Consider the following 22,334-nt stretch of genomic DNA (forward strand, 5'->3'; position numbering starts at 1 on the left):
GCGGGCCCGGGGCTGTCTACCGCAGGACGGTGTGCGGGATGGTGATGGTGCGCAGCGTCCCGGTCGCGTCGGTGACGTAGCCGCGGCCGGGGCGGATCCCGCCGCGCAGCAGGCTCGGCGGGATCCGGGTGCCCAGCAGGTCGCCCTCCAGAGAGGACTGCGGGGCCAGCAGCACGCCCTGCCGGGAGCGCCGCGCCTCCCCGAGCCAGCCGCTGATGGACTGGGACAGGATCTCCCCGCTGCCCGCGTAGGCGAGGCCGACGCCGCGGTCCCGCCCGGCGGCGACGATCTCCCGCAGCGGTGGGTCGAGCGGCGCGTTGAACCCGAAGAGGTCCACGTCGTCGACGAGGACGACCGCCGGCCCCTGAACCTGCAGGGAGTCCATGCCGGCCAGGGTGACCTGGGGGTGGGCGGCGAGCCGGCGCAGCGGGGAGTCCCGCGGGGTGACCACGACCAGCCGGGTGCCCCCGGCGAGCAGCGACACCGCCAGCGTGGCGAGCGTGTTGCTGCGCCCGGACCCGGGGGGCCCGGCGACGAGGAAGGTGTGCGCCCGGCCGGCGAAGTCGAGCGTCATCGGCGCGGCCTCGTCGCCACCGAGCCCGAGCAGCGCCCGCAGCGGGCCGCGCTCGGCCTCGGGGACCCGCGCGAACGCGTCGGCGAACGTCAGCGCCCGGGGCAGTGCCGCGACCGGGAACGGGCGCCGGTCGGCCGGTACGTCCCGGTCGCGCACGCCGGCCCGGGTGGCGATCCGGCGCAGCGCGTCGGCCTGCGCCTGGCCTGCCGGGTCGGGGTCGAGCAGCGCGATCTGGAGCTCGGCCTGGTTCACCGACCGCCACCCGCGCCCCGGCGGGACGTGCGCGGGGACGCGCTGCGGCGGGACGCGGATCGTGGCGTAGTCGGTGCGCTCGCCCATCCGCAGCAGCACGCGGTGATCGTTCATGCCGCCGGCCCGCCCGGCCAGCAGGCCCCGGTCGGCCGTGGCCACCACGTGGATCCCGGCACCGGTGCCCTCCCGCAGCAGGGCGAGCAGGGCGTCGTAGAGCCGGCCGCCGTCGTGCTCCGGCAGGGTCGCGGCGAGGGAGTCCCAGCCGTCGACGAACAGCACCAGATGGGCGGGCGCCGTCCCGGCGGGCATCGCGGCGCGCAGCTCGTCCAGGCCCGCGCAGGAGTACTCGGCGAGCAGGGACTGCCGGCGGGCCAGCTCCACGGTGAGGCGGTCGCAGAGCCGTCCGACCCGCTCCAGGTCGGACGCCGTGACGACGGCTCCGCAGTGCGGCAGCTCGTCGAGGACGGCCAGTGCCCCGCCGGCGGCGTCGATGCCGTAGAGGTGGACGTCCGCGCAGGAATGGACGCGGGCGAGCCCGCCGGCCAGTGTGCGCAGCACCTGGGAGCGCCCGGAGCGCGGCGAGCCGATGACGTACAGGTGCCCGAACGTGCCGAGCTCGCAGCACACCGGCCGCTGCAGCTGCCGGCTCGGAACATCCTCCAGCGCGTACGGCACCGCCCCGGGCCCGCACCGCTCGAGCAGGTCCTCGAACAGCACCCGCTGGCGCAGCGCGGGCAGCCAGGGGCTGGGCTGCGGCTCGTGGCCGGTGCGGTCCGCGGCGGCGCGGATGGCGTCCACGAGCACGTCCAGATCGGTGGGAGCGAGATCGTCGGCCGCCTGGTCCGGGTCGGTGCCGGCTGGGGCGGCGATGATCGGCAACGGGCGGCCGAGAGCGGTCCACGACAGCGGCACGGCCGCTGGCTCGTCGCCCGCGCCGCGTGGACCCGCGAAACCCGCGAAACCCGCGGAATCAGCTGAAGCCGCTGAAGCCGCTGATGCGGCTGAACCGGCCGCGTCGGCGGAGACACCTGGAGTAGCGGCACCGGCCGGATGGGTGGATGGATAGGGGGCGCCGCAGTAGGCGGTCTGGAACAGGAGGGTCGACCGGTGCGCGAGCCGGGTCAGCGCTCGCCCCGGAGCCGCCGCCGGGATGAGGGCGGCGTCCGGGGTGTCGACGACGTCCGAGCTCTCCATCGGGTCGGTGACCCGCAGGGCGATGCGCAGGTTGGTGTTGGCCCGGATGTCGCCGGTCACCACGCCCGCGGGCCGCTGGGTGGCCAGCACCAGGTGGATGCCGAGCGAGCGGCCCCGCTGTGCCAGGCTGACCAGCCCCGGGATGAAGTCGGGCACCTCGCGGGCGAGCGTGGCGAACTCGTCGATGACCAGCAGCAGCCTGGGCAGCGCGGGCAGGCCGGGCTCCCGGGCCCGCAGCGAGCGGTAGTGGACGATGTCCTTGGCTGCCGCGGCGGCGAGCACCTCCTCGCGCCGGCGCAGCTCGGCCGCCAGCGACTCCAGGGCCCGGACGGCGAGCGCCGGGTCGAGGTCGGTGACCATCCCGAGGGTGTGCGGCAGGCGTGCGCAGCCTCGGAAGGCGCTGCCGCCCTTGTAGTCGACCAGGACGAAGACCAGCTCGTCCGGGCGGTTGTGGGCGGCCAGCGAGCCGACGAGGGACTGCAGCAGTTCGGACTTGCCCGCGCCGGTGGTTCCGGCCACGAGCGCGTGCGGGCCGTCGCGGACGAGGTCGAGGACGACCGGGCCGTCGAAGCCGGTGCCCAGCGGGAAGCGGGTCGAGGCCGGCCGTGCCGCCCAGGCGGCGGCGACGACGGCCGGGAGCTCGGGCTGGTCCGGTTCGGCCAGCCCGAGCAGGTCCAGCAGGCGGACCCGGTCGGGCAGTCCGTCGGCGGTGTCGGGGCTGATGTCGCGCAGCGGTGCGAGGGCCCGGGCGACCTGCTCGCACCAGTGCGTCAGGACCAGGTCCGGACGTACCCCGGGCACCTCGGGGATGTCGCTCTGGCGCACGGTCAGGCTGCCCACACCACCCTCACCGCCCGCACCGCCGCCGTTACCGCCGCCCCCGCCGTCGCAGCGCACGACGGCGGTGCACTCCTCAGGCAGCAGGCGTGTCTCGGTGTCGAGGCAGATGGCGAAGATCCGCACGGCGGGACCGTCGGTCAGCACCTGGATCATGCCCGGCACATCCCGCAGCCGGCGTGCTCCGTCGACGAGCACGACCACGTCCGGCTGGGTGAACATCACCGGTCCCAACGCGGAGCCGCGGGCGGACTGCCGGGCCCGGATCTGTGCCTGCAGCTCCGCGACTCGGTGGGCCACGGTCTCGGGATCGTTGCCGATCAGCGCGAACGGACCGTGGCCGGTGGCCGCCGCGGCCGGGCGGGCGTGGGGCAGCCAGCGCACCCACTCCCAGCTCTGCCGGCTCGCCGCGTCGGTGAGAACGACGAGCTGCAGGTCACGTGGGCTGTGCAGGACGGCGCACTGAGCGAGCAGCCAGCGAGCGAGGGCGTGGACGGCGCTGCGTTCACCGGCAACGCCGACTACACCGCGGCCGGGCAGGTCCACCGCGAGCGGCACCTCGGGGACGTTCCAGCGCAGCTGGCGGTCGTAGTCGTCGAGCGCTGGGTCGTCCACCTCGATCAGCGACGGCTGGTCGACCGTCCCGACCCGCAGCAGGAGGTGGTCCGGGTCGGTCCGCCGGCGTTCCCAGAGCCGGTGGCCCGGGCCGGTGGCGGTCAGGCCGATGGCCGCCGGGTCGGGTGCGGCGTCGCAGCGGGCCAGCCGCTCGGCGAGGACCGCGGTGCGCAGGTCGCTCTCGCCCGCGGCCCGGCGGGTCCGGTACCGCGCGCACTCCTCCCGGTAGCGGCGGCGGCCGCTGCGCCTGTCCTGGCTCCAGTTGGCGAACGCCAGGATCGGGCTGAACAGCATGATGACCAGGAAGAAGAAGGAGTGGAAGAACCACACGAACGCCAGGCCCAGCAGCATCGGCGCGATCATCATCAGGACGGGGACGGGCCGGCGGCCGGGCGGCGACGGAGGCGTCGGGAAACGCCGGCGTGAGGTCAGCAGCGGCGGAACGATCCGCGGCGGCCGGTTGAAGTCGTGGCCGACGACGTCCTCGGCCGGTGTGATGGCGGCGTCCGGCTCGAAGGGCTCGGCCAGGCGCAGCAGCACCGGTCCGACGACCAGGTCCGACCCCACCTCCCACGGCGTGCACCCGGGTGCTCCGGGGCCGGCCTCGGGCCAGTCCGGCGGTTCGGGCGGAAGGGGCAGGTCCCGGTGCTCGACGCGCAGTGCCGCGCGGTGCTCGTCGGTGCGGCGCAGCTCGGGCGCGCTGGGCACGGTCGTGCGCACCCCGGTCGGGGAGATCCCGGTGAGCCAGGTGTCTCCGCTGTGCCCGATGTGCAGCACCGCCGCGAGCGGCGGGACGCCGTCGTCGTCCAGCTCGATGGCGCTGCCCGCCGCCGCGCCGATGTCGTGGGCGCCGGGGCCGACCCGCCAGACCCGTCCCGCGTCCGGACCGCCGACTACCCGCACCTCGAACCACAGGGCCGGGCCGGTGTGCGTGACCAGCGGATCGACCGGGCGGGGCGGGGTGTCGAGACCGAGTCGCAGTCCGGGCACGATGCCGCTGCCCCGGACCGTGGCACGCGGGTCGAGTGGTCGGGTGCCCAGGAAACAGGTGGGCGCCGGGTCGGCGAGGCTCGCGGCGAGCTCCCCGACGGTGCTCGTGGGCCGCAGCTGGACCAGGACGTCGCCGCGGATGTCGACCGGGGGTGGGCCGAGCGCGGGCGGTGGCGGGAACGGGGCCGGGCGGTCGGCGGGGTTCTCGATGCTGAGCAGCACGTGCACGGTCAGTCCTCCACTCCCGCCGCGCCGACGCCGGCGTCGACCGTCCCGGGCCGGCCGATGGCCGCGGCGGCGTGGCTGCCCTCGTGCCGGGCCGGCTCGGGTTCGGTCAGTCCGCCGGCACCCCGGGGGGCCGGGCTGGTGCTCGTCGCGTCATCGGCCACTGATGTGTTGCTTTCTGCCACCGCGTCGCTGTCTGGTGCTGTGCCGCTGTCTGGTGCCGTGCCGCTGTCTGGTGCTGTGCCGCTGTCTGGTGCCGTGCCGCTGTCTGGCGCTGGGATGTCGGATGGCGGCGGGTCGCTGTCTGCGGCGGCGGCCGGGACGGGCCGCCAGGCCGCCGCCGGCTCCTCCGGGGCCGCACGGCGATGCTTCCGGTCGAGGTCCCTCAACGCACGGGCCACACCGCGCTCCAGCGGGGCGCAGTCCGCGTGCAGGCCGAGCTCCGGAGCCGTGATCCGGCCCAGGGCGTCCAGTTCGAGCCGCCAGCGCGGACCGGGATGCCGGCCGACCATGAGTACCCGCAGGCCGGGCAGCAGCTCGACGAGGCGGACGAGGCGTGGCAGATCTTCGGCTACCGGAGCGGGGCAGACCAGCACCGTCGGGTCCGTGGGCCCTGCCTGGTCACCGTCGCCGACGCCGGTCCGGCCGCGGCTGTCATCCCTGGGCGGGCCGCCGGCCGGACCAGGGCCGCCGAGGACCAGGCCGGCAGTCGCCTGCCAGTCGAGGAGGTCGAGGGCGTCGGAAAGCGGCGGTCCGCCGAAACCTGGCAGGATCGCGTCGACGACGATCAGCCGGGTTCCGGCCGGAGCCACGAGGCCGGCGGCGATCTGCGCCGCGATCGTGGCCGCGAGCCGGCGGGACAGGACCGGCGGGCCCTCGATGGTCCCGACCGGGGGGAGCGCGGCGAGGTCGAGCAGTGCCAGTGCGGCGCGCGACCCGGGCAGCAGGCCGACCGCGACCGGGCAGTGCGTCCGCGCTGGGGCGCGGCCCGGCGCTCCGGCCGCCGGCAGGTCCGCGGTACCGGGGGTGACCGGTGGCGCGGCCATCTCCGCGCGGGTGAGCACCGGCCCGGCGGCGTCCACCTCGCGCCCGGCGACACGGGCCTGGATCGTGTCGGCCCGTACGACGGCCTGGAACGGCCAGGCGTCCGCCCGCCGTCTCACCGGCGGCGCGGGCTCGCCCCCGTCCGCCGCGGAGAGCGCGGCGACGGTGTGCGGGCCGAGTGTCGGGTCCGTGAGCAGCACGGCGATGTCGCCTACATCCCGATGGAAGCGGTACCAGGCGGTGGCGAGGCGGCCGAGGTCCCGCACACCTCCGGTGAACTGGCGGCGTCGGTGGGAGATCGTCCGACGCCAGCCTCTGGTCCGGGAGAACCAGCGGGTGAACACGATCACCAGCACGAGGCCGACGATGCCGGTCAGGATGTCAAGGATCAGGGCGCGGTGCTCCCGCAGCAGGTCAGCCACGTGTCCACCGCTGGTACGAGCCGTTGTTGCAGCCCATCGTGTAGAGATTTCCCTGGCCGTTGCTGTCCAGACAGAGGCCGGTCGCGACGTCGACCAGGTTCACCGTGCCGTAGCTGGACTCGACCATCCGCCACTGCTGGTACTGGCCGTTGTTGCAGCCCATCGTGTAGGCGTTGCCGCTGGCGTTGCTGTCCAGGCACAGGCCGGTCGCCCGGTTGACGAGCACCAGGGTGCCGTAGCCGTACACCGTCCACTGCTGGTACTGGCCGCCGTTGCAGCCCATCGTGTAGCCGTTCCCGGCGCTGTTGCTGTCGAGGCAGTAGCCGGTCGCGAGGTCGGTGAAGGTCACGACGCCCGAACGCTGTTGCTGGGTGGTCGCGGGTGCCGCGGCCGCCGGCGCGGCGGCCGGGGCGGGCGCGGCGGCCGGGGCCGCGGCGGCGGCCGCTGGTGCCGGCGCGGCGCCGGCCGGGGCCGCCGCGGCCGGTGGCTGGGCCGGCGTGCCGCCCCCGCGGGATGTCGGCCGGGTGGTCGACGGCTTCGGCCGGGGTGCGGTGACTGGCGGGGCGGCCGCCGGGGAAGGCGGTTCTGGGGAAGGCGGTTCGGTGGTGGGTTCGGGCCGCTCACCAGCCGCGGTGGGCTCCTGAGCCGGTGCCGCCTCGGTCCCGGCTGGCCGCGACGGGCCGCCGGCTGACTGGGTCGGGCGCTGCTGCGTGCTCGCCGCGGCTTCGTCGCCGGCTGGTGACCAGGGCCCCGGAGGCTGCCCCGGGCCGACCCCGCTCACCAGGAGCGCGGCCGTTGCGAGGACCGCGGCGGTGCCGAGCACGGTCCAGGAGCGGCCCGAGACGCGGGCGCGGGGGCGGCGGCCGCGCGGCGCACGGCTCCAGGCCGCGAGGAACGGGTCTGTCACGGGTCTCACCTCGCCGCTGGGAAACCTTTGCTGGCCGAACGGTCCCCGTACGGAACATTCCTGGAGGGGGAATTGTCCGAGATGGGAAGCTATCGAGATGTCGCGGCGAGGTCGAGTCCGTCATGGAACATTCATCGGGACTTTGCCGTGCGGTCACCGTGGGTCCGGGTGAAAGCCGTCGGCCCGCACGGTGACTCCGCGGAGGCCGGCCGGGACCCGTGTGCCCGCGAGAGGCTCAGCCTTTTGCCTGCGGGCTGCGGAACCCGGTCGAAACCCGTCGGCTGTTCGGCCTTCGGGCGTGATGTGTCCACCGTATTTCGCGGCGGATTATGCTCGGCGATTCCGGGCCGCGCCGCGCCGAACGCGGTTCACGGTGGCTCCGGTTCGCGGCATGGAACGTCGTGCCAGGGCACCGTCACACGTGCTGTCTCGGTCGATCCGCCGCGGCCACGGCGTGGCCCTCGGCCGTGACCCTCGGCCGCGCCTCGTGCGGGCCGGCTGACGGCCCGACGGGGTTGGCACGCAGCGCCCGGACCTCCGGCCGGCGGATCTGCACCCGCCCAGCGATCTCACGGACCTCGTAGAGCGGCTGCGGACGGGTCGCCGGGCCTCGCACGACCTCCCCGGATTCCAGCTCGAAGCGGCTGCCGTGCCAGGGGCAGCGAACGCAGCCGCCGACGCGATCGCCCTCGTGCAGGGGGCCGCCCCGGTGGGTGCAGCGGTCGCTGATCGCGACGATCTGACCGTCGACCCTGGTCAGCAATACCGGCACCCCGTCGATCTCGACCTTTCGCGGTTCCAGGGTGACCTCGCTGGCGGCCAGCACATCCGTCCAGTCAGCCGGGCCCCGCTGGAAGGCGGTGGTGTCGACGCCGACTCCCTGCGCGTACGCGAGGTGGCCGCCCAGCCAGCCGCCGATGCCGAGGGCAGCCGCTCCGGTGACGCTGGCGGCCAGTCCGCGGGCGCCGCGGCGGCGCTGGTTCCACGACACGGCGTAGCTCGCGATCCCCACGATGTTGGATGCGGCATGGACGAGGCCGACGCGCCGCTCGGCGCCCGTGGTGTCGAGCCAGTCCGACCAGCCGGCGAGCGCGGCCGGGCCGGCTGACAGCAGACCAAGCCCGATGAGCCGGCGGGCCGCGGGGCGAAGGGACGCGCCGCCGGTGGTGTCCAGGAGGGTCGCGCTCAGCAACGTTCCGGCTGGCACGAGTATCGCCGCCGGGTGCAGCGGATGCCCGAGCATCCGGCCGCACAGCACATCCCGCAGACGCTCCGATCGGAGCGTTGATGACCAGAAGCCCGAAACGCCGTCGGCGATCGTGTCAAGGCGCTCTTCCCGTTCAATGCGGTCGAGCAGCCGTTCGGTTCCGCGCATATCGACCTCTTTTCGCGTGCTCGGACGACCTCACTGGTTCGCGGGGCACCGTCGTTGCTCACGGTCGGTGGCTCCGGCCTGTTCCGCCCGCGCTGCCGGCCTTGTCCTCGCCGTCCTCACCGTCATTGCCGTCCTCGCGGTCCGAGGGCCGAGCCAACGACAGAAGGGCCCCGACGGCGCAGACGACGCCGGCGAGAATGACCGCGTCGCTGCCGGCCCGGCTGGTCATGACGCCGGCGCCGATCACGAACAGGGCCACCGCGACGGCCGTGAAGCCCAGGGCGATCAGGATGTTGCGTGGAGCCATGCTGGGCCTCCTGCCGATGTCAGGTGCGCTCGACCGCGGCTTCGGTCATCTTCATCCGAAAAGTCCGTCTTGTGATCCCCCTCGGCGCGGACGGAGCAGGGTAGGGGACAGGTCTGGGCGTGCCCTGTTGTCAGGGTCCGAACCACAGCCGGGGTCGCGGCGCCGCGCTGAGACGAAGCCGCGGGTCCGCTGGTCCCGGTGGCCGGGGCCGCCGCTGGCCGTCCAGTGGGCGGTGGCGTCGAGGTCGTCGGCGGTAGGCGACGGCGGAGACTCCAGTGCCGCCGCGACCCGCTCCAGTGCCGCCGCGACCCGCTACGTCGCGGCCGGCCGGAGGCGCCCACCATCGTGGAGCAGGGCCCGGGCCCGGACCGGGGTTCGGGCCGTCGTGTCGCCCGCCCTAGACGACGGTGACGCGCCAGCCTTCCGGCGTACTGACGAGGTTGACCTCCCGGATGGTCGAGGTCGCCCCCGGCCTGCGGTCGACCACCGAGCCGTCAGCGGCCACGACCGTGAACGGCGCCATGCTCGCGGTGAACCGCAGGACCACGACCGACGCGTTGTGGGTCACCACCTCGACCGACTGGACGGTCTGCTGCCCGCCCCTGCCGTGCGCGCCGACTGAGCTCATGAGCTCGATCGCCTCCTCGTCCGCCGCCCGCGCGCCGCTGCCCTCGGCGTAGACCCGGGAGAGCAGGCCGACATCGGCGGACTCGAACGCGGCCACCCGGGCCTGGTCGAGCTGCTGCAGAACGCTGATCCAGTCCTGCTCGCTGTACTGCGGACCGGCCGACGCGGTGGGCGTCTGCGTCGAGCTCGCAACGGTGGGAGCGGGTTTCGCGCCGGGATCGTCGGAGTCCGTCAGGTAGCCCCCGACGAGCAGGGCCACGCCGGTCGCCCCGAGCACGGCGGCCGTCGCCGCCGCGGCCCCGACCGCGCGGCGCCGCCTGGTCTCCCGCTGGGAGCGGCGCCGTCGGGAGCTGCGTGGGCCCGCCGCTGGGAGGCCGTTCGCCACGGCATCCTCGTCCGCGGCGGGCTGCGGCGCGGCGGTCGGTGCTGTGCTGGTCTGCTGTACGGGCGCCGGGTGCGCTGGGGGTGGCGGGGGTGTCGCGGGCGGCCCGAAGCCGGTCGCGGTAGCCGGTGGTGGCACGGACGTCCGGCGGCGCAGCTCCGCGTCCTGCTCCGGCTCAGGCGCCCAGGCCGGGGCTGGGGTCACCCCGCGCGGATGCGCCTGCCCGGAGGACCCGCTCGCGGTCAGCGCGGCCGAAGGACGGGTCGACCCGGTCAGTTCGCCGAGCAGCTCGGCGGCGCTCGGGCGGTCCGCGGGGCGCTTGCTCATCGCCGCTCGGACCAGGGGGAGGAGCCGGGAGTCGAGACCGTCGAGATCCGGCTCCTCGTGGACCACGCGGTACATGACGATGGGTGGGGCTCCGATCCCGAATGGTGACCGCCCGGTGCCGGCGAACGCGAGGACCCCGCCCCAGGCGAACACGTCGGCGGACGCACCCGTCGGCTCCCGGGCGGCCTGCTCGGGAGCCATGAAGGCGGGGGTGCCGATGGTGTCCGATGCGTTGGTCAGCAGGGACTGGGACTCGATCGACATCGCCACGCCGAAGTCGATGACCCGCGGCCCGGTCTTCGACAGCAGCACGTTGGCCGGCTTGATGTCGCGGTGCACCAGTCCGGCACTGTGGATCGAGATGAGCGCCGCGGCGATGGACACCGCGAGCTGGTGCAGGTCGGTCGTCGACAGAGGACCGTGCGTGGTGACGGCCTCGGCGAGGGTGGGTCCTTCGAGGAACTCGGTGACGATGTAGGGCCGGCCGTCGAAAACGCCGAAGTCGAGGACCTCGGCGGTGCAGAACGGCGCGACGCTGTACGCGATCCGGGCCTCCCGCTGGAACCGGGCCAGATACTGCTCGTCCCGGGCCAGATGATCGTGGATGACCTTGATCGCGACGCGGCGGCCGGCCGGCGAGCGCCCCAGGTAGACCCGGCCCATCCCACCGCTGCCGAGAACGCTCTCGAGGGTGTGCGGACCGATGAGGCGGGGATCCGTCGGACGCAGCGGCTTCACGCCGCCGATCGCCATGTGCGCACCCCGAAGCCCTTCTCGCTGCGATGCCCAAACGCCTCTTCCGGGCGTTCCGTATCCGGGCGGTCCATACCTTCCCGGACGATTCTGCCGTCGCCGAGTTCCAGGCGCCAAGGCGGGTCGGCACCGGTGCTTCGGTGCCCGCGGGCTTTCCCCGAAAGGAATAGGGAAATCCCGCGAAGTGCCCCCGTCGGTGTTTCGGTGCCGGCATATCCGAACGCTTCCCTGCGCAGGTCAGGCCGCTACACGAGCCGGCGGCGGTGGGCTCAGGCAGCGGCCGCGTGGGCCGGGCCTGCGTCGGGCCACCCGCGAGAGTCGGCCACGGGTTTCGGGTGACGCCGGGTGATCACGTTGTCGACGAGCCGGTAGGCCTGGACGAGGCCGACCCGGCCCTTGACCGTGGTCGGTGCCAGGCCGAGGACCTCGGCACCGGCCAGCCCGGCGGCGGTGGCGGCGGACACGACCGTCATGCCCGGCTCACGGGCCATGCTCTGCAGCCGTGCGGCGAGGTTCACGGTGTCGCCGACCAGGGTGTAGCCGAGCCGCTCGTCCCCGCCGAGCACGGCCGCGGCCACCTCACCGGTGCAGACACCGATGCCGAGACCGAACGGCTCGAGACCGCGGGCGACCCACTCGCCGTCCAGGCGCCGTTGCCGTCGGTGCATCGCCAGGGCGGCTCGGCAGGCGCGCCGCCGATGGTCCGCGCGCCGGGCCGGCACCCCGAACGCCGGCATTCCGAACGCGGCCACCACCGCGTCGCCGGCATACTGCACGACGATTCCCCCGGCCTGGCGGATCGCCGCGACCATCTCCCGGCGGTGGGCGTCCAGCTGACCGGCGAGGACCACCGGATCGGACCGCTGCGCGATGCCGCTGTAGCCGCGGACGTCCGACATCAGCACGGTGACCACGAGGCGCTCGGCCTGCGGTGACGGCCAGCGGGTGGTCGCGGTCCGGTTGTTGGTCGCGGTCCGGCTGGTGGCGGAAAGGGGAGCGGGGGAAGGAACGGCGGCGGTGTGGGCGGCGTGGGCGGTGGTGATCGACCTCGCGCCCGGGAGGGCCTGGATCGTGTCCATGGGTTCGGCATCCTTCGCAGGGCTCGGACTGCTGCGGGGCTGGGGACTGTTGCGGGGCTGGGGGCGGGTGTGGTCAGCGGGCTCAGGCGGTCAGCGGGACCGGGTGGCCCGCGACGAACATTCCGCCCGGGTCGACGGCGGCGCGGATCGCCCGCAGGCGAGCCCAGGCGAGTGGGTCGTAGCCGACGGCGACGTCGGTGCGGTTCGCGGTGAGGTTGAGGTACTGCTGGCGGGCACTGAAGGGCGCCATGGCGTCGACGACCCGGCGGGCGTCCAGCCGTGCCCGGGCGAGCAGCTCGGAGGTGGGGACGACGCCGCAGGCGTACAGCACGAACGCGCCGTCCAGCGAGGCGAGCGCGCCCCCGCCGGCGGCCGGCCGGGACAGCGCCCCGCCGAGCTGGCGAAGCTCGGCGGCGACCTGCAGCGAGGTGCCTGAGTCCGGGCCGGCGACGTCCAGCAGCGTGCCGACCGCGCCCGCCGGCAGCTCGTGCAGCGTGCGGCTGGCGGAGACCAGCGGTGTCGGGCCCTCCGGCTCCAGGTGCAGCCGCAGCAGCGTGGACGCGGGCAGCCGGGTGAAGGTGTCGAGCTCCGGGGCCAGCTCGCGCAGCGGTGCGAGGATCCGCTCGGCCTCGGGGTTGTCGGCGAGCACCGCACCGTCGATCATGACGAGTGCTCGGCCGCGGACCGGCTCGGGCATCTCGGGAAGCGGCGGCACCTGGACGAGGCGCAGCGACGTGCTGACGGCGTCGGGCGCCGGGCCCGCCCAGTCGAGCCATCGGGTCAGCACCCGCTCGCTGTGCCGCCAGTCCCAGGCCAGCAGGCCCGCGTAGGCGGTGCTGATCGGGTGGAGGGCGAACTCCAGCGCGGTGACGACACCGAAGCTGCCCCCGCCGCCGCGCAGGGCCCAGAACAGGTCGGGTTCGTGGTCGGCGTCGACGCGCACCAGCGTGCCGTCGGCGGTGACGAGCTCCGCCGCGGTCACGCTGTTCGCCGCCAGGCCCAGCGCCCGGCCGTACCAGCTCAGGCCGCCCCCGAGCGAGTAGCCCACCACCCCCACATCGGGGGACGAGCCGTGCAGCGCGGCGAGGCCCTGCCCGCCGGCCGGGGGCACCACGTCGAGCCACCGCGTTCCGGCGCCGACCCGGGCCCGTCGTGCCCGGGCGTCGAGGGCGACGCCGGTGAGCCGGGACGTCCGCAGCAGCACCACGTCGTCGAGCGGGCCGAGCGCCCCGGCGCCGTGCCCGGTCGCCTGCGCGGCGACCCGCAGGCGGCTGGCCGCGGCCAGCCGGACCACCGCGGCCACCTCGGCGGCGTCGGCGGGATGCGCGATCGCTGCCGGGCGCTGCTCCACGGCCAGGTTCCAGGGCTTGCGGGCGACGTCGAAGCCGGGGTCGCCGGCGACGAGCAGACCACGCGGATACGTCGCGTGTGTCGCGCCGCCGGACGAGGCGGATCCGGTCGTGGTCGGGTGTGTGTTCACAGCGCTTCTCCCAGGCCTGTCGTGCGATGGGACGACAGTGCCGGCAGCCGCTTGCGAGCCACTTGCGGCTGACCGGTTGCGGGCGACTTGAAGCCTGATGCTCCTGGAGCACCGCTTGTTGAGCGTGGGCTCCGGCCCACGTCACGGGGCGTCGGGCGTCGGACCGGGGCACGCCCGATCCGCGTCATATGCGACGATGCGACGGCAGAGCCGGGCAGCCGGGCAGTGGGGGGAGAGCTGTGCGGGGTGGTCCAGGCCGTGTCGGACCGGACGCTGGTGACCGCGGCGGCGACGCCGCCCTCCCTGCCGCCACCGAGGGGCATGGCGAGGTGGCCGAGGCGGCGGCGATCACCGTCCTGGGGGACCTCACGGCGTCCCGTGGCGGCGTCGAACTGGATCTCGGTGGTCGCCGCCAGCGGGCGGTGCTGGGCCTGCTCGTGGTGGCCCGCGGCGACGCCATCGCCGCCGACCGGCTGATCCATCTGCTGTGGGCCGACCATCCGCCGTCGGGGCCGAGCGGGGCGCTGCAGTCGTATGTGTCCCACCTGCGTCGCGCCCTGGAACCCGAACGGACCGCCCGGTCCCGGGCCTCGATCATCATCCGGTCGGGATCCGGGTACGCGCTGCGGGTCGCACCCGACGCGGTCGATGCCTGGCGATTCGAGGAGCTGGTGCGCCGGGCCGCCGCCGAGGTGGACCCGGACGCGCGGGTGGCGGTGCTCACCGCGGCGCTGGGCCTGTGGCGCGGGCCGGCCTTCGGCGAGTACCAGGACGAGCCATGGGCGCAGCCCGAGGCGGCCAGACTCGCCGAGCTGCGTGAGGTCGCCCGCGAACAGCTGATCGAGGGACGGCTCGGCCGCGGTGAGACGGCTGTCGTCGTGCCCGAGATCGAGGCGCTGGTCGCCGAGCAGCCGCTGCGGGAGGAGCGCTGGCGGCTGTTCGTCCTGGCCCTCTACCGATCGCGGCGCCAGGGTGACGCGCTGTCGGCGCTGCGCCGGGCCCGGGAGGTCCTCGCGGCCGAGCTCGGGATCGACCCGGGGCCGGCACTGCGCGCCCTCGAGGCCGAGGTGCTGCGCCAGTCACCGGCTCTGGAGGCGCCGGCGCCGTCGCCGTCGTCGCCTGTCCCGCCTCCCCCGATCTCCGCCACAACCACAACCACAGCTTCGGCCCTGGCCCCCATCCCAGCTCCAGCCATTGCCACAGCTCCAACCCCGAGCACAGCCGCGGCCCCGGCCCCGGCGCCGGGGCCGGGGTGGGCACCGCTACCGGCACGGCCGGGCGGATGGTCCGCGCCGGTGCCGGCGGGTGACGACCTGGTCGATCGTGACCGGGAGGTCGCCGAGCTCGCCGCCTGCGTCGCCGACGCGGCCGAGGGGCAGGCCAGGCTGGTGGTGATCGAGGGCCCGGCCGGGATCGGCAAGAGCCGCCTGCTCGTCGAGGCCCGACGTCCCGCCGTCGCCGGCGGGTTCCGGGTCCTCACGGCCCGGGGAAGCCAGCTGGAGCGGGAGTTCGCCTTCGGCGCGGTCCGCCAGCTGTTCGAGGCGGAGGTCACCGCGGCAACGCCCGACCATGAGGTGCTGACCGGCCCGGCGGCGCAGGCCGCCACGGTCTTCGACCTCGGCCAGACCGGTGACATGCCGAATCTGTGGGGTGGGCGGGTCGGCCACGACACACGGGACGGGCGCGACGGGGGACGCCCGGGTGACGCGCCGGCCGTCCCGCGGGGCGACGGCTCGCTCGCCGTGCTGCACGGGCTGTACTGGCTGACGATGCGGCTCGCCGCCCAGGCGCCGATCATGCTCGCCGTCGACGACCTGCAGTGGTGCGACAGCGCGTCGCTGCGGTTCCTGGCCTACCTCGTCCGCCGCACCGAGGGCATGCCGGTGCTGATCGTCGCCACGGTGCGGACCGGTGAGCGCGGCGAGGACGAGGCCCTGCTCGCCGAGGTGACGCACGACCCCGCCACGGTGTGGATCCGTCCCGCACCGCTGGGTAGGCACGCGGTCGCCGACCTGGTCCGGGCCCGCCTCGGCACCGACGCCCAGGACGGTTTCGTGGCCGCCTGCCACGACGCCACCGCCGGAAACCCGCTCTACCTGCGGCAGCTGCTGCGTGCGCTGCTGGTCGAGGGGGTCCGCCCGGACAGCGCGCACGCCGGCACCGTCACGACGATCGGTTCGCGGGCGGTCTCCAGCCTGGTGCTGATGCGGCTGGCGAGGATGCCGCGGGAGAGCATCACGGTCGCCCGCTGGATCGCGGTGCTGGGCGGCGGCGCGGTGCTGCCGACCGTCGCCGCCCTGGCCGGCCTGTCGGACGCGGCCACGGCGGCCGCCGTCGGCGCGCTGGCCCGGGCCGAGGTGCTGCGCGACGACTACCCGCTCGGGTTCGTGCATCCGCTGGTGGCCGACGCGGTCTACCGGGACCTGCCGCCCGGGGAGCGCCAGCTTCACCACGACAGCGCGGCCCGGGTGCTGTACCAGTCCGGCGCCGCACCCGAGCAGATCGCCGCGCACCTGCTGCAGGTTCCGCACCGCGGTGACCCCTGGGTGGTCGACGTGCTGCGCCGGGCGGCGGCTCGGGCCAGCGAGCGTGGTGCGCCCGACGCCGCCGCGTCCTATCTCGCCCGCGCCCTGCGCGAGCAGCCCGAACCGCGGCTGCGTGCGCAGGTGCTGCCCGAGCTGGCACATGCGGCCGTCCTGAGCGACGGGGTCGCCGCCGTCACCCACCTGGCGCAGGCGTACGCGGAGCTGGAGGCCGGGCCGCTGCGGGCGGAGATGGCACAGATGCTGACCCGGGCGCTGACGTTCGCGGGCACCCCCGGCGAGGCGACCCGGTTCGGTTACGAGGTAGCGGACGAGCTGCCGGCCGAGCTGGACGACGAGCGGCAGGGGCTGCTCGGCCTGGCCCGGATCGGCGGCTACATGCACGACGTCGAGGCGGCCGTCTGGCGTCGACAGCCCGAACCGGCGGTGAGCGGTGGTGGCCCCGGCGCGCGGATGCTGGCGTCCGCGCTCTCCTGGGAGCTGGCGATCGATGGGACGGACCGGGCCCGCGCGATCGAGCTGGCCCGGTTCGCGGTCGACGGCGGGGTGCTGACCCGCGCCGACGTCGGCCTGCTGTGCGTGGTGGCCGGTGTGACGCTGCACCTGGCCGACGAGGACACCGACGCGGTGTGGGCGGAGAGCCTGGCGTACGCGCACCAGCATGGCTCGGTGTTCGGCGCGCTGGGCGCGAACCTGTGGCGCGCATACTGCACCTGGGGGCTCGGCGACCTGCGTGAGGCCTATCAGCTGTTCCGGATCGCCAGTGACCAGTCGGCGTCCTGGGGGCTCGCCTTCGGCGCGGGATACGCGAACGGCTACGCGGTCGGGGTACTGATCGACATGGGTGACCTGGCCGCGGCCCAGTCGCTCGCCGACCAGGTGCGGGACACCCCACGGCCGGCCGACGCGGACCGCGTCTTCGCCGAGATGCACGCCGGTCTCCACATCGCTCACGGGCGTTTCGAGAAGGCACTGATCGCGCTGGACGACAGCCGGGCGCTGATGGTGAGCGCGCGTAACCCGGCCTGGCGGCCGTGGCGCGCGCTGCGCGCCCAGGCGCTGTCCGGTCTCGGTCGGCATGCCGCGGCCGTCGAGCTGCTCGGGGAGGAGCTGGCGGCGGCCCGGGCCTGGGGTGCGCCGAGCGCGGTCGGACGTACCCTGCGCCTGCTCGGCGAGCTTCGGCTCGTCGCGGGCGACGTCGACGGTGGGGTGGATGACCTGCGGGAGGCCGCGACACTGCTGGCTCCCACCCGCTCCAGGCTGGAGTACGCACGTGCCCTGTACGCGCTGGCCGGGGTGAGCTCGGCGGCCGAGGCGACGGTGCTGCTGGGGCAGGCGGCCGACCTGGCCTGGCGGTGCGGTGCCACCGGCCTGTACGAGCGGATTCGGGACCGGCTCGCCGTGGCCGGTGCGCCGCTCGCCCGCCGCCCGACGGCGGAGCTGACCCGGACGGAACGGGACATCGTCACCCGGCAGGCGGCCGGTGCCGACGAGCGTGAGATCGCCGAGGCGCTGTTCGTCACGCCGCAGACGATCCACCGCATCCTGGCGTCCGCCCGGGAGCGGCGGGCGGCGCACAGCGGGGGCTGACGGGCCGCGGGCGCGGGCGGCCGGCGGTGTGCGCACCGGCCGATGTTGACGTCGAGTTTGACAATGTGCGCCGCGGCCGGTCTGATGGACGCATGCGGCGGCGGAGCTGGGACCCGGGCTCCGTGGCTGGTTGCTTCGGCCCGTGTGACCAACCGATCGGCCGGTCGGCTGCTCGGTCGGCCAGCCCCGGGCCGAGTGCCGTGCGTGGTCGGTCGGACTATTCCTCCGGCTACGGAGTCATGGCGTCGAAAAAGGTGTCGAGATGGCACTCGAACGGCGGCGAATCTGCGTTGGCGAAGCGCTGTCAAGTGATCCTCGGTACGTCGGGGAGAACTGGCGGTGCGGGTTTGGAGAACATGTTGACGATGACTGCTCTTAGTACGGATCAGGTGGCCGGCCCGCGGGCCGGCGCACGGGCCGTTACACGGGGCCGCCGCCGGCTGGCGCAATGTGTTCGGCTGGTCGCGGAGGGGGCCGTCTCAACCTTCCTGACCCGCGGTTGGGTCATCAGCTCACCGTCCGCTCTGCCGTTATCAGGTTGAGCACATCTACGAAGGAAGAACTACCGATGAACCTTCGCCCCGGACGCCTGCGCGCCGTGGCCGTGCTGCTTGTGGTGCTCGGCCTGGTGGCTGCGGCGTGCTCCAACTCCAGCGGTAAGCCGGACAGCTCTGCCAGCACGGGCGGGAACAGCGCCAGCGCGCCTGGCGTGACCAGCACGGAGATCAGGTTCTCCGTGCTCGGCACGAAGACGAACAACCCGCTGGGCAACTGTCTGCACGAGTGCTTCCTCGAGGGCATCAACGCGTACTTCGCGTACCGCAACAGCGAGGGCGGGGTGAACGGCCGCAAGCTCGTCGTGAGCAAGGAGGTCGACGACCAGCTCGGGCAGAACAAGCAGCGGGCCGTCGAGATCGTCTCGGCGAACGACACCTTCGCCACCTTCAGCGCCACCCAGCTCGCCACCGGCTGGAGCGAGTTCTCCGACGCGGGCGTCCCGCTGTACGGGTGGGCCATCCACCCGGCGGAGATGACCGGCAAGGACTCGATCTTCGGCAACTCGGCGCCGCCCTGCCTGGACTGCATGGACCGCACGTTCACCTACGTGGCCAAGCTGGCGGGCGTCAAGAAGATCGCGGCGCTCGGCTACGGCGTGACCGACAACTCCAAGCAGTGCGTCAGCCAGATCACCGACACGGTCGACCGCTACAAGGCCACCACCGGCCAGGAGATCGTCTACAAGAACGACTCGCTGGCCTTCGGTCTCGCGAACGGGGTCGGCCCCGAGGTCACGGCCATGAAGAAGGCCGGCGCCGAGATCATCATGACCTGCCTGGACCTCAACGGCATGAAGACGCTGGCCCAGGAGCTCAAGCGGCAGGGCATGGACAACATTCCCATGTACCACCTGAACTCCTACAACCAGAAGTTCGTCACCGACGCCGATGGCCTTTTCGAGGGCGACTACATGAGCGTTGCCTTCCGCCCCTTCGAGGCCAGTGACGGCGACAGCTCGATGGCCGCCTTCCGCAAGTGGATCGAGAAGGAGGGTGGGGAGCTCGACGAGATGGCCATGTACGGCTGGATCAACGCGGACCTTGCCTACCAGGGCATTCTCGCGGCTGGGAAGAACCCGACCCGGGAGGCGGTGATCTCCGCCACCAACAAGCTGACGGACTACACCGCCGGCGGTCTCGTCTTCCCCGTCGACTGGTCGCGTCAGCACGTGCCGGCCACCAAGGCGGACCCGATCACCCACGGTTACAAGCAGGTGTGTCGGGCGCTGGTCCAGGTGAAGAACGGCAAGTTCCAGCTGGTCGGTGGCACGAAGGACAAGCCGTTCGTCTGCTGGCCCGCCAAGGACGACACCTGGACCGAGCCGACGCTGAGCACCTTCAAGTAGGCAGCAAGCGGCAAGCAGCAAGCAGCAACCCGGCAGCATGCCGGCCGGATGAACAACATCTCGGGTCCGGAACGGCCAAGCCGCCGCACGGCCCACGCGCAGTCAGCAGGCGCGTGGGCCGTGCGGCGTTTTCGGTCAGCCGCGCGAGGTCCGCGGTGGGGGCCCGGCCGGGATCTCGACGGCGATCTCGTCGCTCAGGCGGTAACCCGCGGTCAGCGGCAGGTCGTCGCCGCTCCAGAAACGCCCGGGGTCGTACCAGTTCGGCCGGCGCCCCGGCGGCAGCAGCCCCATCGCCTCGTAGGTGACGGCCACGACCTCGGCGCAGTAGGCGGACTCCAGACCGGCTGGTGAAGGCTCGGCCCGGGCCTTCACCAGCCGGGCTCCCCGCAGGACACCCAGCACCCGCGACGCGCGGGTCGGCGTGGAGGCGCCTGGCGCGGTGGGGAAGCCCGTCTCCGGCGGGATGCCTGCCTCCAGAGAGGTGCCTGTCTCCGGCGGGACGACCGTCGCCGGCGAGGCGATGTCGACCTCCGGTGACGGACCCGCTGCGTTGCCGGCACCGGGCCGGCGCGGCCGTGGTGCCCGGCCGGCGAGCCACCGCCCCGCGAGCCGTGCCGTCGACGGGAACGGGGTGCCGTCGAGCCGGGCGACCGTCCGCAGCACGGCGTCCTCGGCCGCCCGGTCGACGGTCGGCTCGAGCTGGCGCAGCCAGGCCCGCTGGCCGTACCGGTTGCCCCAGACGACGACGGCCTCGCGCAGGTCGTGCAGCTGTACTCCGCGATGGTGACCGCCGGCCCACACGTCGTGCAGGGAACGACCCAGCTCCGCGTGCCACATCAGCGGCGGAAGGTCGTCGAGGACGACGGCCATCCCGACATGGTTCACCGGGCTGTTGGTCGTGAGCTGGATCGCGCGGTCCATGGTGCTGCGGCCGCGGAAGATCCACACGTCGCCGGTGCGGGTGAGCTCCACGGCGTCGTCGAGGGTCAGGGGTCGGCCGCCCATGACACCAGCCTAGAGCTCGCCGGCCAGGACCTGGCGGTAGGCGTCACACCCGCCACAGGCCGACCCGCCGGGGACCCCACGCCGCCGCACTGCGCCGCCAGATCAGACCGATATGGAGAAATCGGGCAGAGAGTCCCTTGGTAATCCGCAAGAAGTGAGGATGTCCGTTGCTGTCGCAGCCAGAATCATCACTTCTTGCGTGGAGGCGGCGGCGGCAGCGGCGGTCCGAGGCTCGGGACTCTGTGACGGGCGCTCGGCCGGCCATATTCCTCGGGGCTTGTCGGGCGGCAGTGGCGGCGCGTCTGGATGCCTGTCCGTCAGCCGGCCCGGGGGTGCTCCCTCCGTAGCCTGAGCGCATGACGAGATGGAAGCTGTCCCTCGGCGTGGCGCGCGGCCGTTGGTGGAAGGCGCTCGGGCTGGCCGGCCTCGTGGGGGTCGCGGCCGGGGGTGCCGCGGTGGCGCGCGCGGAGCGCTCCCGGCGCGCGTACACCCCGGACGAGGTCAGGGCGCGGCTGGTCACCCGGTACGCCGAGGCGGCCTCCGGGTCCGCCTCCGGATCCGCCGTCGAGGTGGTCGACGAGACCGCTGGCGAGGCCGCCGCCGACGGCACCACGGCGGAAGCCGGTCGGGATCGCGAAGGCGGCAACGGCTCGTAGCGCCCTGCCCCAGGCCACTCTCGGCCCCTCCCGCATCCCGCCGCCATCTGCCTATCGTTGCAGTATTGCAATGCAGTGCCCGCCGATGACACGATACTGGCGCCAACTTTGTCGATCAGACTTGTGAAGTTATGGCGTCCCGCCGGGTGGATGGACCTGCCGTGCGGCCCGCCGCCGTGCGCCACGGGAGGAACACAGTGACCATCGACCTGACAGGCGGCCTTGACGCGGAGCGCGAGTTCGTTCTCCCGGGCCAGCCGGACGACCCGGAGATGCGTGAGTCGGTCAACGCCTGGATCTGGGACGACGGCGCCGAGTTCGGCCTGCCCCGCGTCGGCATCGAAGCGGTCGGCGACCAGTGGGAGACCCACGACATCCAGGTGAACATCGCGCTCGCCGACGGCCGGGTGTTCAACATCTTCGACGCCGGCAAGGTGCATAATCCGATCGGCGCCGACGGGCGGCCCCGCATCCTCGGTGCCGGGCCGCTGTCGTACGAGCTCGTCGAGCCGTTCCGGCACTGGCGCGGGCGGCTGGATGGCCTGGCCGTGCAGACCACGGTCGGGGCACAGATCGACGGCAGCTACCGGCGCGGGGCGTCCGACGGTCCGCTGGTTCCGGTCGAGCTCGACCTGGACCTGCGCAGCGCCGTCCCGCCGTGGGAGGGCGGCACGTTGCTGGAGGAGGCCGGTCGGGTGCTCGCCACCCAGGAGGAGGGCGCGCTGATGGGCGGGCCCCGCTTCGAACAGCTCTTCCGGGCCTCGGGGCGGCTGCGCCTCGGTGACGAGGTGTTCGACCTGCTCGGCGGTGGCCTGCGGATCCGCCGGGCGGGCATCCGTCGGCTGGCCGCGTTCCGGGGCCATGTCTGGCAGTCGGCGCTGTTCCCGAGCGGCCGGGCGTTCGGCCTGTGCCTGTACCCGCCGCGCCCCGACGGCAGGCCCACGTTCAACGAGGGCTACCTGTTCGACGGCGACGGCGAGCTGATCCCGGCGCGGGTCACCCGGGCGCCCTGGCTGCGTGAGCTGCGGGCCAGCGGCGGGGACGTCTCCGTCACCCTGGAGACGTCGCGGGGCGAGACGACGATCGAGGGCGAGACATTCCTGTCGACCTTCGCGACGATGGGCGCCGACATCGGCTCCGCCTCGCGTCTGCACCTGCAGCAGGCCCTCGCCCGCTACAGCTGGGACGGGGAGACCGCGAACGGCATGATCGAAAGGTCGGCCGTTCTAGGCTGAGTATCGCGACGC

13 protein-coding genes are annotated in these 22,334 nt (G+C 74.0%); 4 read left to right on the top strand and 9 right to left on the bottom strand.

Going from position 1 to position 22,334, the window contains the following annotated elements:
- Positions 1 to 16 precede the first annotated feature (16 nt).
- From AWX74_RS34870 to AWX74_RS34905, 8 genes are all read right to left on the bottom strand, one after another.
- A complete protein-coding gene (locus tag AWX74_RS34870) occupies positions 17 to 4,690 on the bottom strand; it encodes an FtsK/SpoIIIE domain-containing protein (protein WP_091285525.1) in 4,674 nt (1,557 codons plus the stop codon).
- Positions 4,691 to 4,692: 2 nt separating this feature from the next.
- Positions 4,693 to 6,153: a hypothetical protein gene (locus AWX74_RS34875; RefSeq protein WP_091285528.1), complete on the bottom strand. Its 1,461-nt coding sequence runs from the start codon at positions 6,151 to 6,153 to the stop codon at positions 4,693 to 4,695.
- Positions 6,146 to 7,060 (bottom strand): RICIN domain-containing protein, encoded by a 915-nt coding sequence (locus tag AWX74_RS42200; protein ID WP_091285531.1) that lies wholly within the window; start codon positions 7,058 to 7,060, stop codon positions 6,146 to 6,148. Before AWX74_RS42200 ends, AWX74_RS34875 begins: the two co-directional genes overlap by 8 nt.
- Positions 7,061 to 7,475: 415 nt before the next feature.
- Positions 7,476 to 8,435 (bottom strand): Rieske (2Fe-2S) protein, encoded by a 960-nt coding sequence (locus tag AWX74_RS34885; RefSeq protein ID WP_091285535.1) that lies wholly within the window; start codon positions 8,433 to 8,435, stop codon positions 7,476 to 7,478.
- Between the two features lie 58 nt (positions 8,436 to 8,493).
- A complete protein-coding gene (locus AWX74_RS34890) occupies positions 8,494 to 8,742 on the bottom strand; it encodes a hypothetical protein (protein WP_091285539.1) in 249 nt (82 codons plus the stop codon).
- Positions 8,743 to 9,139: 397 nt separating this feature from the next.
- Entirely contained in the window at positions 9,140 to 10,831 is a 1,692-nt protein-coding gene (locus tag AWX74_RS39270) for a serine/threonine-protein kinase (RefSeq protein ID WP_114476449.1), read from the bottom strand.
- Between the two features lie 269 nt (positions 10,832 to 11,100).
- Positions 11,101 to 11,910 carry an adenylate/guanylate cyclase domain-containing protein gene (locus AWX74_RS34900; protein ID WP_226930837.1) on the bottom strand — a complete coding sequence of 270 codons (810 nt, stop codon included), beginning with the start codon at positions 11,908 to 11,910 and terminating at the stop codon, positions 11,101 to 11,103.
- Between the two features lie 82 nt (positions 11,911 to 11,992).
- Positions 11,993 to 13,390 (bottom strand): FAD-binding oxidoreductase, encoded by a 1,398-nt coding sequence (locus AWX74_RS34905; protein ID WP_091285542.1) that lies wholly within the window; start codon positions 13,388 to 13,390, stop codon positions 11,993 to 11,995.
- A 239-nt stretch (positions 13,391 to 13,629) separates the two neighbouring features.
- On the opposite strand from AWX74_RS34905, the gene AWX74_RS34910 reads away from it, so the two are divergent.
- Positions 13,630 to 17,523 (top strand): ATP-binding protein, encoded by a 3,894-nt coding sequence (locus AWX74_RS34910; protein ID WP_091285546.1) that lies wholly within the window; start codon positions 13,630 to 13,632, stop codon positions 17,521 to 17,523.
- 568 nt (positions 17,524 to 18,091) lie between these two features.
- Positions 18,092 to 19,426 (top strand): ABC transporter substrate-binding protein, encoded by a 1,335-nt coding sequence (locus AWX74_RS34915; protein WP_091285550.1) that lies wholly within the window; start codon positions 18,092 to 18,094, stop codon positions 19,424 to 19,426.
- A gap of 135 nt (positions 19,427 to 19,561) precedes the next feature.
- On the opposite strand, the gene AWX74_RS34920 is transcribed toward AWX74_RS34915, so the two are convergent.
- Positions 19,562 to 20,431, bottom strand: a complete 870-nt coding sequence (locus AWX74_RS34920; protein WP_091285553.1) for a hypothetical protein — start codon at positions 20,429 to 20,431, stop codon at positions 19,562 to 19,564.
- Between the two features lie 356 nt (positions 20,432 to 20,787).
- On the opposite strand from AWX74_RS34920, the gene AWX74_RS41815 reads away from it, so the two are divergent.
- Both AWX74_RS41815 and AWX74_RS34930 read left to right on the top strand, forming a co-directional pair.
- Positions 20,788 to 21,087 (top strand): hypothetical protein, encoded by a 300-nt coding sequence (locus AWX74_RS41815; protein WP_226930838.1) that lies wholly within the window; start codon positions 20,788 to 20,790, stop codon positions 21,085 to 21,087.
- Between the two features lie 197 nt (positions 21,088 to 21,284).
- The gene (locus AWX74_RS34930; protein ID WP_091285556.1) at positions 21,285 to 22,322 is read left to right on the top strand and encodes a hypothetical protein; all 1,038 of its coding nucleotides are present in this window, start codon (positions 21,285 to 21,287) and stop codon (positions 22,320 to 22,322) included.
- The last annotated feature ends 12 nt before the right edge of the window (positions 22,323 to 22,334 follow it).

It is taken from the genome of Parafrankia irregularis, assembly GCF_001536285.1.
Lineage (GTDB): Bacteria > Actinomycetota > Actinomycetes > Frankiales > Frankiaceae > Parafrankia > Parafrankia irregularis.

Excerpts from the sequence above, each read along its gene's own strand:
- AWX74_RS34885 (WP_091285535.1), bottom strand. The coding sequence starts at position 8,435 with ATGCGCGGAACCGAACGGCTGCTCGACCGCATTGAACGGGAAGAGCGC.
- AWX74_RS34890 (WP_091285539.1), bottom strand. The coding sequence starts at position 8,742 with ATGGCTCCACGCAACATCCTGATCGCCCTGGGCTTCACGGCCGTCGCG.
- AWX74_RS39270 (WP_114476449.1), bottom strand. The coding sequence starts at position 10,831 with ATGGCGATCGGCGGCGTGAAGCCGCTGCGTCCGACGGATCCCCGCCTC.
- AWX74_RS34900 (WP_226930837.1), bottom strand. The coding sequence starts at position 11,910 with ATGGACACGATCCAGGCCCTCCCGGGCGCGAGGTCGATCACCACCGCC.
- AWX74_RS34915 (WP_091285550.1), top strand. The coding sequence starts at position 18,092 with ATGAACCTTCGCCCCGGACGCCTGCGCGCCGTGGCCGTGCTGCTTGTG.
- AWX74_RS34920 (WP_091285553.1), bottom strand. The coding sequence starts at position 20,431 with ATGGGCGGCCGACCCCTGACCCTCGACGACGCCGTGGAGCTCACCCGC.
- AWX74_RS41815 (WP_226930838.1), top strand. The coding sequence starts at position 20,788 with ATGACGAGATGGAAGCTGTCCCTCGGCGTGGCGCGCGGCCGTTGGTGG.